General features: G+C 52.2%; 9 protein-coding genes. 4 read left to right on the top strand and 5 right to left on the bottom strand.

All coding sequences use genetic code 11. The features are described from left to right. Positions 1-35 precede the first annotated feature (35 nt). From AB8880_01015 to AB8880_01000, 4 genes are all read right to left on the bottom strand, one after another. A complete protein-coding gene (locus tag AB8880_01015; protein XDZ66006.1) occupies positions 36-2,057 on the bottom strand; it encodes an ABC transporter ATP-binding protein in 2,022 nt (673 codons plus the stop codon). Between the two features lies 1 nt (position 2,058). Continuing rightward, on the bottom strand, positions 2,059-2,943 hold the full coding sequence (locus AB8880_01010) for an ABC transporter permease (protein ID XDZ66005.1): 885 nt from the start codon (positions 2,941-2,943) through the stop codon (positions 2,059-2,061). Then, a complete protein-coding gene (locus AB8880_01005) occupies positions 2,943-3,902 on the bottom strand; it encodes an ABC transporter permease (protein ID XDZ66004.1) in 960 nt (319 codons plus the stop codon). The genes AB8880_01010 and AB8880_01005 overlap by 1 nt, the downstream gene beginning before the upstream one ends. A gap of 121 nt (positions 3,903-4,023) precedes the next feature. After that, a complete protein-coding gene (locus AB8880_01000; GenBank protein ID XDZ66003.1) occupies positions 4,024-5,505 on the bottom strand; it encodes an ABC transporter substrate-binding protein in 1,482 nt (493 codons plus the stop codon). A 330-nt stretch (positions 5,506-5,835) separates the two neighbouring features. On the opposite strand from AB8880_01000, the gene AB8880_00995 reads away from it, so the two are divergent. Both AB8880_00995 and AB8880_00990 read left to right on the top strand, forming a co-directional pair. After that, positions 5,836-6,549 carry a Type 1 glutamine amidotransferase-like domain-containing protein gene (locus tag AB8880_00995; GenBank protein ID XDZ66002.1) on the top strand — a complete coding sequence of 238 codons (714 nt, stop codon included), beginning with the start codon at positions 5,836-5,838 and terminating at the stop codon, positions 6,547-6,549. Between the two features lie 22 nt (positions 6,550-6,571). Continuing rightward, positions 6,572-8,134, top strand: coding sequence for a trimethylamine methyltransferase family protein (locus tag AB8880_00990; protein ID XDZ66001.1), 1,563 nt, complete (start codon positions 6,572-6,574; stop codon positions 8,132-8,134). Here AB8880_00990 and AB8880_00985 read toward each other — a convergent pair. Next, positions 8,125-9,045 carry a LysR family transcriptional regulator gene (locus AB8880_00985; GenBank protein ID XDZ66000.1) on the bottom strand — a complete coding sequence of 307 codons (921 nt, stop codon included), beginning with the start codon at positions 9,043-9,045 and terminating at the stop codon, positions 8,125-8,127. The genes AB8880_00990 and AB8880_00985 overlap by 10 nt on opposite strands. A 117-nt stretch (positions 9,046-9,162) precedes the next feature. Between AB8880_00985 and AB8880_00980 the strand changes: the two genes are divergently transcribed. Together AB8880_00980 and AB8880_00975 are read left to right on the top strand one after the other, a co-directional pair. Further along, positions 9,163-10,338: an alpha-hydroxy acid oxidase gene (locus AB8880_00980; GenBank protein XDZ65999.1), complete on the top strand. Its 1,176-nt coding sequence runs from the start codon at positions 9,163-9,165 to the stop codon at positions 10,336-10,338. Beyond that, complete coding sequence (locus tag AB8880_00975; protein XDZ65998.1) at positions 10,328-12,070, top strand: thiamine pyrophosphate-binding protein; 1,743 nt, start codon at positions 10,328-10,330, stop codon at positions 12,068-12,070. Before AB8880_00980 ends, AB8880_00975 begins: the two co-directional genes overlap by 11 nt. Positions 12,071-12,076: the final 6 nt, after the last annotated feature.

The raw sequence follows: 12,076 nt of genomic DNA, 5'->3' as shown, positions 1-12,076 counted from the left end.
TTGTGACATAAAATCTGGCCAAGAAACTACGACGTCTAGAGTTCTGCTAACGGAATGTGGCAGTTGATGATATGCCCCTTGCCAATAGTTTGAAGAGGCGGGGTGGCCTTCTCACAAATTTCTCCCAGTTTACGCGGGCAACGACGCTGAAAAGGACAGCCCACCGCCGGGGGAGAAAGTTCAACGACATCTTCTGCACTTAATTTTGGTGCCTTATCCGGATCAGGCTCTAACACGGCACCAAGCAAGACATCGGTATATGGATGGAACGGGGCCTGATAAACAGCTGATGACGGGCCAATTTCGCATAAACGCCCCTGATAGAGAACTGCCACGCGATCCGAGATGGCCTTAACGACGGCCAGGTCGTGTGAAACGAAAATGTAGGTGGTGTTCTGACTGGCCTTTAATTCATCAAGCAATTCCAGCACAGCGGCCTGAACCGATACATCAAGTGCGGATGTTACCTCGTCACATAGGACGATTTCAGGTTGAGCGGCAAAGGCGCGGGCAACCGCGACACGTTGCTTTTCTCCTCCCGATAGCTGGCTTGGCAAGCGATCAAGATAATGTGAGCCAAGTCGAACCTGTTCAAGCAATTCGGCACTGCGCGCCCGCAGCCGGTCACCCGACAACCCGAAATAAAGTCGGAGCGGTTGGGCCAGAATTTGTGCAACGGTATGTCGTGGATTGAGGCTGTCATCAGGGTTTTGAAAGATCATCTGAATTTGCCGCAGATTCATTGCAGGTCGGTCTTCGACATTTGCTTTAAGCGGAGATGTTTCATCCATCGTAATTGTTCCGGATTTTGGTGCAACAAGTCCGGCAATTGCCTTGAGGATAGTTGATTTGCCGCTTCCGCTTTCACCTACAAGACCAAGTGTTTCACCTTTTTCTATGGAGATGTTCACGCCATCCACCGTGGCTGGAGGCGCTTTATCATTTGCGCCGCTCAACGACGCCAGCCAGTTGTGTTTGGAATAACTGATTGAGAGATTTGAAAGACCTAATGTTGCCGCTTGCTGTTTCCCTTTTGCAAGATCAACTTGCCGAGATGGTTTGTGCCTGGATTTTGGCATGAGGTCTATTCGGTCCGGGTGAAAGCAACGCACGGTTTCCCCTGAATCCAGCCTTGTCAATTTGGGGGAATGGGTTCGGCAAAGCGCACCGGCTAGGGCGCATCGATCAGCAAAGGCACAGCCATTAACTGTTTGTCCAGGTAGTGGCGGGCGGCCATCCAGAGCCATCGGCAGACTCTTTTGGTTGAGCCGGGGGATAGATTGAAGCAGACCATGAGCATAGGGATGGGCCGGTGTCGACAACACCTGTTTGGTAGCGCCGTAAAGCACAATCTCGCCAGCATACATAACAGCAATTTTGTCACAGACACGGGCAATCGCCCCAAGATCATGGCTGACATAAAGCATGGCCATGTTATGGCTGTGTGCTAGTTCTCGGAGCAATTCAAGAATATGTGCCTGGGTTGTCACATCAAGTCCGGTAGTTGGCTCATCCAGCAAAAGCGCATCCGGTTGACCTGCCAGCGCCATGGCAATAGCCACACGTTGCTGTTGTCCGCCTGATAGTTCATGCGGGTACCGGCGAACAAGAGCTGCAGGATCGGGAAGACGAACCTGGGTGAGCAGTTCGATAACACGGGCGTCGATCTGTTCAGATGGAAATGCGCTGTGCAAATGCAAGGCTTCGGCAATCTGGTGACCGATACGCAATGTAGGCGTTAGTGACTGGCCGGAATTCTGCGGGATCAGAGCCAGTCTACTCCCGCGGATATCCTGCAACTCATCGCGGTTGAGCTCCAGCATATCGACACCGTCAAAATGTATACTGCCATCCAGCACCTTCAGACCGCGCTTGAAAAACCCCATCGCCGCAAGCGCCAGCGTGCTCTTGCCTGACCCGCTCTCACCAACAAGGCCGATGCTTTCGCCTCGATTCAATGTCAGGCTTACATCACGAAGAACCCTGATAACATCACCGGATCGGCTGGTGTAACCTATGGAGAGGTTTTGAATATTAATACAGCTGATTTTACGCATTTTATACCGGTGCCTTTTGCGCACGATCTATCCCAAGGGCCTTTGCCAAGGCGTCGGCAGTAAGATTTATTCCGATAATAAGCGATGACAATGCAATCACCGGACCGATCACGCCCCAGGGTGCAAAGGACATGAAGCCACGCGCATCAGAAATCATCAGCCCCCAATCCGGAGTTGGTGGAGATACGCCAAAGCCAAGGAATGACAATGATGAAAAAGCAAGCAGCATCCAGGACCAGCGCATCGCCCCTTCGACCATCAATGTATCAAGAACATTCGGTAGTAATTCACGAAAGATGATACTGACACGATTATGCCCCCGTGCCTTTGCCGCCCAGACAAAGTCACGCGCAATGACATCGTGGGTTGCGGCTCGTGCTATGCGGATAACAGGTATCCCGTAAAAAAAGGCAAGCGTAGGAATTAGCACTTCAATGCCTGTCCCGAAAGTAACAATCAGGACAAGCATTTTCAGGATCCATGGAAGCGACAAAAACGCATCCACGATACGCATCAGCACTTCGTCAAGCCGTCCTCCGACTAGTCCGAAAAGAATGCCTATAAAACCACCCCACATCACAGCAAGCGGGGTAGCAATGCCAGTAACTAGCAACGCTTCACGCCCGCCCATGAGCGTCCGTGAAAAGACATCTCGCCCGAGATGGTCGGCACCAAGCCAGTGCACGGCATCAGGCTGGGTTAACATTAAAGCTGAATTCTGAAGCTTGTAATCGAAGGGAACGATAAACGGGCTTAGCAAAGCCAGAAGAATATGGAATATTACAAGTGACAGGCCAATCGCACCGGACGGCCGCGAAACAAGGTCCTTGAAAACGACAACAACGCGACTGCGTGAGGAAGTGTACTGAATATCAGTTAATGCCATCACTTCCTCATGTACATTGTGCGCAGTTTGGGGTTGGCAAGCATTGTCAGCAGATCAGCTGCGAGATTCACGCAGACATAAATGCTGGCTACGATCAGTGCGATTGATTGCACAACGGGAAGGTCCCGGTCAGAAATTGAGTCGATCATCAACCGGCCAAGCCCCGGATAATTAAACACCACTTCAATAACCACTACGCCACCTAGCAGCCAGGCAATGGTCAGCGCAACCACATTAATGGCTGGCAGCAGGGCGTTTGGCAGAGCATGGCTAAATACCATCTGCCAGTAAGGCACACCTTTCAGCGTCGCCATCTGGATATATTCACTAGCCATCACTTCGATGACTGACGAGCGAACCATCCGCATGATATGCGCACACATCACCAAAGACAGCACAATAACGGGCAACAGAATTTCAGGAAAAAATTCTGCTGCAGGCGCGCCTGCTGAAGTTAGCACAATGCCAGGAAGCCAACCCAGCCAGATACTGAAAACAAGGATCAGCAATGTAGCGGAAACAAATTCAGGGACGGTCATGGCAAAAATAGCGAGTGTCGAGATGATAAGATCTGGCATACGATCCCGCCAAAGACCAGTAATGATGCCAAGTAACAGTGCCAGCGGTATCCCTGCAAACATTGCGCATACCGCCAATAGCAGAGAATTCTTTAGACGATCACCGACGATGGTGCTGATCTTGGTTTTTCCATCAACGGCAAGTCCGAGATCACCCTTGAGCGCACCACTTGCCCAATCACCAAAGCGTTCAATTGCCGGCCGGTTCAGGTCGAGGTCCTTGCGGCACTGGGATAGCAATTCATCATCCGCCTGATATTCACCCAGATATTGGGTGCAAGCATCTCCGGGCAGTATTTCAACACCGGAAAAAATAATAAGTGAGACAATGCATACGGTTACCAAGCCAAGAAGAAGGCGCCTTAAAAGCATCAACAGCATACTGCCCTCCCCATTTTAATATCGCTCTATTGGTAATTATATTAAGGGCCAGTGCACCACTGTTCATATTCTTTTTAGGTGCACTGGCCTGATGGTATTTCTCGAACCTATCTGGCTGAGATTATTTGACGGTTACCTTGTTCCAGCGGATCGAGTGATTTTCCACCGGATCAATGCCGTTGACCCTTTCGCTCATCGCATAGATTTTTGAGACGTGATAAGGGATCAATGTACCGGCTGTTTCATATAAATGCTCTTGAGCCTGAACATAAAGCGCTTTGCGCTTGTCAAAATTCAGCTCCCGGCGTGCCTTGCCTAGCAGAGCGTCAAAATTGGAATCCTTATAGTAGGATTCATTCCACTTGGCTGTTGACAGATAAATTTCATGCAGGGCTGAGTCGGCAGGCCGTTCATTCCAGCGCGTTGCTGATACGGTTTTCTGCATCCAGGTATCACTCCAGTACCCGTCAGAAGGCACCTGCTTAATGGTGACACGAATGCCGGCTTCTGCTGCCTGTTGCTGATAGGCTTCCGCAAGGATAGGCCAGGTTGGCTCAAGCGTGGCAACATAGACTTCGATATCAATTCCATCCGGAAAACCAGCTTCTGCAAGAAGCTTTTTTGCACCAGCAATATCCTGGGGGCATTTTATATCAGCTCGGTACTGATCATCTGGTTTCACGGGTGTATCGCAGGCGACTGTTGCCGCCCCACCCATGATCAGTTTCACCAGCTCTTCCCGGTTGGCCGCCTTGCGAACGGCCTGACGCACACGCACATCCGTAAATGGTTCAATATCTGTGCGGAACACTAATCCACGCCAGTTGCCTGTTGGCACTTCCATGATTTTGAATTTGCTGCTACTGGCAAACATGGGTTTCTGCTGGTTTGTCACCGTGTTCTCAAAATCAATCTGGCCACCCAAGAGAGCTTGCATACGGGCCTGACCATCGCCGATACCGATGATTTCCATCTTGGCAACACCGGGGGCTCCTTCCCAATAATCCATATTGGCTTCAAGTTTGGTCACGCCCGCGGCATCAAAAGAGACCAGTTTGAACGGACCTGTTCCGATACCAGAGGTTGCTATACTATCCCCGGAACCTTCGGGAATGATACGCAAGCGGTAATCCATCAGCTGCAGCGGCATGTCAGCAAAGGGTGTGGAAAGCGTGAACTTTACCGTGTGGCTGTCCGGGGCTTCCATTTTTTCGATCATTTTTATGGCTGACCGAGCCGGCGACTTGTTTTCCGGGTCCAGCACTCGATCGAAGGTGTAAATCACATCTGCAGAATCAAATGCGCTTCCATCGTGAAATGAAACCCCTTGACGCAATTTCAGGGTCCACTCTGTGGCCTCTGCGTTTGAACTCCAGGATGTTGCAAGATCTGGGCTTGGTGATCCCTTCATGTCAGGTCGTATCAGGCGACTCATCAGCTTTTCAGTGATCTGCATTACCCGCCCGCGAGAGGCAGGGTCAAGGCTGGATTTGTCGCCAAAACCATATTCATGCGCTTGTCGAAAAGTGCCACTTGGCGATGCGATTGCACTCGTCCCACCTAGTATAACTACCATTGCAGACGCGATTAGCCATTTTTTCATCGATACTTCCTCCTAATGCCGGCGGCATACAGCCATTTTGGCTGATACTGGCTTTTATCGTGATTTTTTTGAAGAAACACCAATCCTGCCGGACCAGTTTTTCTAATATAATTTTATGTAAAGTATGGATTTATAGAACTGCACAAACAAATATAATTTATGAATATACCCATACGAAAATTGTATAGAAAAGTTTTTTATATTCGGATTGCGTATCTAGAGATTTTCGCACAAACTGGCAACTCAACTCGTAAAATCATGTTGTCCATCTGGCGTTGAGCTCAATGTAGCATCGAAATTTGTAAGTTTTAGACAGCGGAAACTCATAGCATGGCAGTTCAGATATTTGCAGTCGGTGGTGGCGGTTTCACCCATCCCGAAGATGCCATACCTGGTGATTCTGTGCTGGAAGATGAATTGTTGGCTCTTGTTGGCCCGGTTGAATCCGTTCGTATAGGATATATAGGGCATGCGAATGATGACAATACCGAACGTCTGCGCGGGTTTTACGATCGTTTTCAAAAATGTGCTGCTACTGATCATCTGCCCTTGAATGCAGATGCAGCTTCAGCCGATAAGTTTCTGTCACGAATTGATATTCTCTATGTAAGTGGGGGGGCGACGGTGAAACTTCTTGCCCATTGGCATAAGACAGGCATTGTATCAAGCCTTTTGAAGGCGGCACATCACGGCGTCATTATGTCCGGGGTGAGCGCCGGTGCTATCTGCTGGTTTGAAGACCTTCTTCTTGGAACGGCTCAGGACGGGTATAATTTGCATTCTGGTCTCGGACTTCTTCCAGGCAGTGCCTGCCCGCATTACCATAACGAACCTGAACGCAAGGAAGCTTATGACAGCCATGTTTCTAACCGGCAACTGGCAGCGGGATTGGCTATCGACGATGGCGTTGGCGTATATATTATTGATGGAGTTGTGAAAAACATTATCCGTGCCAGGGGTAATACTGGCAATGCCTACATAGTTGAGTGTAACTACGACAGTGTTGCTGTGTCTGAACTTCAGACCGGGCATAAATTAATCTAAAAAGAGCGGGAATGGTTAAAAAATGACGCATGACATTGACTCCCATCAAGGTGCCAGAGATCGAGGCACACGCCGGCGTCGCGCAAATAAACCTGAGGCTGATCCCCGGGTCTCGCTTTCAGGGCATCGCATCATCGGCCGTGGCGGCAGTCTCAACCCGCTGGATGAGGCGGGGGTTGCGTCTATTGACGCAACAGTAAGGGAGCTTCTTTCAACAACCGGCCTTGCTGAGGCGCCACCTGCGGCGGTTGAACTGGTCCAAGGGTTGGGCGGTATGGTTGATGACCGGGGCCGGCTTCTCTTTCCCGAAAAGCTGATTGAGGCGGCGCTCGCCGGACTGCACCGCAAGATCACCCTCTATGGCCGCGGCGGGGATACCGATCTTGAACTTGCGGCAGGCAAAGTTCATGTTGGCACGGGCGGGGCCTCGCCATTGATCTATGACAACGTGTTTGGCCGCTATCGTGAAAGCACCCTTGCCGATATCTACAACGCCGCAAGGCTGGTTGATACCCTGCCGCATATCCATTTCTTCAGCCGCCCGCTGGTGGCGCGGGATATGCCGGATCAGCGTCATCTTGATGTCAACACCGCCTATGCCAGTCTCGCAGGCACGCGAAAGCATGTGATTGTCAGCGCGGGCACTCCGGAAAACGTGCGAGATATTGCCCGCATATGTTATCAGCTGGCAGGCTCGGAAGAAGATTTCCGGGCGCGGCCTTTCCTTTCGCTGAATATCAATCATGTGGTCCCGCCGCTCCGTTTTGACGGGGATGCGGTGCTGGTCCTGATCGAGGCGGTTCGTTGCGGCATTCCGGTGATGGCCAATACGTTCGGCCAGCTCGGGGCGTCAAGCCCGGTGACGATTGCGGGATGCGTGGCCCAGACGACAGCGGAGACGCTGGCGGGGATGATCCTTGCCTTTCTGGTGGACCCCGAGGCTAGGGTGGTGTTCGGCCCGCGCCCGATGATCACGGATCTGCGCACCGGCGGTATGGCTGGCGGCAGTGGCGAGCAGGCGGTGCTCACCGCCGCCTCAATGCAGATGGCAAGGTTTTATGGCCTGCCCTCCTCCACCATTGCAGGCGCCACCGACAGCAAGCTTCCCGATGCCCAGAGCGGGTATGAGAAATGCCTGACCGTTGCCCAGACGGTGCAGGCAGGAGCCAATATCATCACCCAGGCATGCGGCGCGCAGGCGGCCCTCATGGGCATCTCGCTTGCCGCCATGGTGATCGACAACGACATGCTTGGCGCGATCCTGAGGGCGACGGCGAAGGTGGATATCTCGCCGGAAACCCTTGACGCTGGCGTCATTGATGCGGTGGCGACAGGGACGGGACATTTTCTGGGTGAGGCAGAGACCTATGCCCGGATGCATTCCGATTTTCTCTACCCTGAGATCGCTGACCGCACCAGTATTGACACCTGGCAGGAAGCCGGCAGCCGAGATATACAAAAGGCGGCGGAAGACCATGTCAGAAAGGTGCTCGCCGCCCATCATCCCTATTACATCGATCCGGCGCATGATCAGGCCCTGCGGAAAGCATTGCCTATCAGGCTTGAATGGCCTCATCAGGGTTGAGAGTCTGCACGAATAATTGGGTCGTCTTCAATAGCCGTGATCAGAGCATCAGCAAGTTGTCGCGTTTCCCTTGTCATCAGTTCTGTTCCTCTGGTGATGATGCTGATGTGATAGAGAAGTTTCTGTTGCAAGGGGCGAACGACCAAATCTCCATTTGTTGCGGAGAGGCGGGCGGTGAAAGGATCAACCAGTGCAGGCACCCCGACTTCGCGCACAAGGGCAGCAGCAGCCAGCACATTAGCAACGCTGTAGCGGGCGTTATTTTGGAATTTTTCAGCAAGGTCCGCATCCATGCCCTGCATTTCCAGCGGGTATATATTGCCGAAAGTGACAAATTCATCCCTTCCTGCAACTTCCCGAAGATCAAGATTTTCGGTACTGTTTGCAAGCAGATGGTCTTGAGGTAATAACGCCACATACCGCGCCGCTGTTTGATAGACAATATGGACACCTTCATAAGGTGGTGAGCGTGAAACAATGCCAAGATCGTATTGATGCAAGCGCACAGCATCAACGATGGCGGGTGTGTTGTGCGTATAGATAACCGTATGGGTATCATTAAGACTTTGCTGCATTTTCCCAAGAACCTGTGGCAGCAGGGATATTGAAAAGGTTGGAATTACGCCAACAGACACTTTACCAATCGCCGTTTTGCGGATGGATGCGGCAAGATCATCAAGGTGATCGATATTGATAAAGGCACTTTCCACGGCCTGATGGAACCGCCTTGCCTCCAACGTTGCAACGATGCCACGACCTTTACGGACAAAAAGGGTGAACCCGATGGCCAGTTCAAGCTCATGGATAAGGCGCGTGACGCTCGGTTGCGATACGCACAGGTCGTTTGCCGCAGCAGTAATCGTGCCCAACCGCATAACTGTATGAAAAGCTTTTAATTGTCTAAAATTCATGATCTTGTATCTCTTCCTGAATCATAGGGTTTTTTTATTGATTCATGCAATTATTATATTTGATTGATGAATTTGAAATTTGTTAGCGTTCTGTATTGCAAAGAAAAAGGTGAACGCGTGACGCAGAGTTTGTTTTCAGTGGAGCAGGCCCGGGCAGGCGCAGAGCAACGTCTGCCAAAAATGATTTTTGACTTTATCGACGGGGCTTCTGGCGATGAGAGTCTTGCTGCGTTGAACAGCTCATCCCTGAATGATTTGCGCCTCATGCCACGTGTGCTGATTGACGTGGCTGAACGTGATCTTTCCACCCGGATACTTGGCCTTGAAACTGGTGCTCCCTTTGGAATTGCCCCAATGGGGATGTGCGCATTGACCTGGCCAGGTGCTGACATGTATCTGGCCAGGGCGGCGGCAAGGCGCCGGATCCCCTTATGCGTGTCGACAGCATCATCAATGGCTTTGGAAAAAGTGATCGAAGAGGCTGAGGGCTATGCTTGGTTTCAGCTTTATGCGGACCAGTCTGGTGATTTCATCGATGAGTTGATCGAACGCGCCTCGGCCGCGGCATACAACGTGCTGATCCTGACCGTTGATGTGCCCATCCCGTCGGTGCGAACACGTGATCTTCGCAACGGTTTTGCTGTTCCAATGCGCTGGGGCCCCCGTCAGATCTGGGATTTTGCAACCCATCCGCGCTGGTCCCTCGCGACGCTAGCGCGAAGTCTTTCCGAAGGCATGCCCCGTCCGATGAATTACATCACCTCACGTAGCACAACCACTTTTGTGCGGAACGCCAGTCGCAGTGGAGCAAATTGGACTTTTCTTGAACAGCTCCGGGATCGTTGGCGGGGTAAGCTTGTGGTTAAGGGGGTGCAATGCCCTGAGGATGCTCTTCGCATCAAGGCTTTGGGCGTGGATTGCATCTATGTGTCGAACCATGGTGGCCGGCAGTTGAATGCCGCCCCGACAGCTATTACTTCGCTTCGGCATATCCGTGATGCGGTGGGGCATGACATGCCGCTCCTTTTTGATGGTGGGGTGCAGAATGGTGAACAAGTGGTCAAAGCGCTTGCTTCGGGGGCCGATTTTGTCATGCTGGGGCGAAGCGTGATGTATGCCATCGGCGCGAATGGCGAAAAGGGCTTGTCCGATATTCTCGATCTGATTGGAAATGAGGCTAGTTCTATCATGGGTCTTCTAGGGTGCAGAACTGCCCCTGAGATAACCGGTGCGTGCCTTGCCGCAACCCACGGACATCAAGCTTATGGTCAGGAGAGGGAAGATGACGGATAGTCTAAAGATTAGGGGCGGCGCACTCCTTGCCCGGGCGCTTCAGGAAAAGGGTGTTGAGCATGTGTTCACCCTGTCTGGTGGTTTCTGTAATCCGGCCCTGGAAGGGTTTATGGAATGCCAGATGAAGGTCATAAACTGCCCCCATGAACAAGTCGCCGGTCATCTGGCTGATGGCCATACGCGGATCACGCGCAAACCGGCTGTATGCCTTGTCGGGCCCGAAGGCTTTGCCAATGCGGTGCCAGCAATGATGGAAGCCTGGGGTGAGCGGTCTCCGGTGATTTTTGTGACCGGGTCAAGCACGCTGAAACGGCAGGGGGCCGGCGGCTTTAAAGAGATTGATGACGTTGCCATCGCCCAGCCTCTGACAAAATATAGCGTTACCATTACGGATGGGAATAGAATTACCGAATTTGTCGACCGTGCCTTCAAGATCGCGACCGATGGCTATCCTGGCGCCGTACATCTCAGCCTGCCGGTGGATATCATGTTTTCCTCTTTTGCGGAGGATGCGGGGCGGCAGGAACGTCCCTTTGATCTGGGCGCCCAAGCTCCTTCCCGGGCCTGGCCTGATCCCGAGCGACTGGAGCAGGTCCTGGCCAGGGTGAGCACGGCCAGGAGACCGGTTCTTATCGGCGGGCATGGTGTCTGGTGGTCAGGGGCGGAGGCTGAGCTTGAAGCGGCGGGGCAACGTCTGGGTATACCTGTATTCAACATTCCCTATCATCAGAAATTGCTTGGTGAAGAGTGTGAAGCCTATATGGGGCTTGCTGATATTCATCAATATCATCCCTCGGCAGATGCTTTCCACGAATCGGACCTGGTGCTGATGGTGGGGGCCAGGCTTGATAATCAGATGAATTTTGGCAATCCGCCCCTTTTCCCGGTCACAACAGAGCTTGTATGCATTAATGGCTCCCATGAGGAAATTGCCTTTAATCGGGCGGCTGATTTTACCCTGTTGAGCGATCCGGGCGCCTTCCTGAAGGCACTGATCGCGCATGGTCAAAGCCCTGATTTCACCCTTGATCGAAGCTGGTTTGACCTTAACCGGAAACGCCGCGCCGAATGGGTTGCCAAGATGCTGGCCGACGTGGAACATGAGGCTGGCCAGCCGGAGTTTGGCGGGCGGATCCATCCGCTTCAGCTCGCCCTTGATGTGCAAGCCGCCATGGCTGATGATGACTGGCTTGTGATTGATGGCGGGAATACGCATTTCTGGTCTGAAATCGCCGTTAATCTCGCGGGATTTCAGGGCAAAAAACTTGGGGGAATCCTGCATCCGGGGACGTTTAGCCTGCTGGGAGTCGGGGTTTCTTTTGCCGTATCCGCCAAGAATTTGCACCGGGACAAGAATGTTGTGCTGATTAGCGGTGATGGCGCGTTCCTGTCTGGCGGCTTATCAATTGAGGCGGCGTTCCAGGAGAATTGCCCGATAACGGTAGTGATCGACAATAATGGCGGGCTGGACTGTATTTCTCAACAGCAGGAGCGCCTTTTCAAGAGCGGTTCTCATTACGCCACCGATTTCCGCGATATTCCCTACCACACCATGTTTGAGGGTCTTGGCGGCTATGGCGAATTGGTCACCAGACGCGAAGAGATAATCCCGGCGATACGGCGGGCTTTGGAGAGTGGTAAGACAGCTTGTGTCAACGTCAAGGCCAAAGGGGTTATCAGCCCGATTGTGCTTGCCACCACGTCAAAACGTGACAAAGCGTCAATCGAATAGGCTCAG

It is taken from the genome of Alphaproteobacteria bacterium LSUCC0684 (assembly GCA_041228335.1).
Classification (GTDB): Bacteria; Pseudomonadota; Alphaproteobacteria; order Puniceispirillales; family UBA1172.
This window is presented reverse-complemented; position numbering and strand designations above follow the sequence as displayed.

What these genes read in the sequence shown, in the direction of transcription:
- AB8880_00975 (XDZ65998.1), top strand. Translation starts at nt 10,328, where the DNA reads ATGACGGATAGTCTAAAGATTAGGGGCGGCGCACTCCTTGCCCGGGCG.
- AB8880_00985 (XDZ66000.1), bottom strand. Translation starts at nt 9,045, where the DNA reads ATGAATTTTAGACAATTAAAAGCTTTTCATACAGTTATGCGGTTGGGC.
- AB8880_01000 (XDZ66003.1), bottom strand. Translation starts at nt 5,505, where the DNA reads ATGAAAAAATGGCTAATCGCGTCTGCAATGGTAGTTATACTAGGTGGG.
- AB8880_01010 (XDZ66005.1), bottom strand. Translation starts at nt 2,943, where the DNA reads ATGGCATTAACTGATATTCAGTACACTTCCTCACGCAGTCGCGTTGTT.
- AB8880_01015 (XDZ66006.1), bottom strand. Translation starts at nt 2,057, where the DNA reads ATGCGTAAAATCAGCTGTATTAATATTCAAAACCTCTCCATAGGTTAC.
- AB8880_00995 (XDZ66002.1), top strand. Translation starts at nt 5,836, where the DNA reads ATGGCAGTTCAGATATTTGCAGTCGGTGGTGGCGGTTTCACCCATCCC.
- AB8880_01005 (XDZ66004.1), bottom strand. Translation starts at nt 3,902, where the DNA reads ATGCTGTTGATGCTTTTAAGGCGCCTTCTTCTTGGCTTGGTAACCGTA.
- AB8880_00990 (XDZ66001.1), top strand. Translation starts at nt 6,572, where the DNA reads ATGACGCATGACATTGACTCCCATCAAGGTGCCAGAGATCGAGGCACA.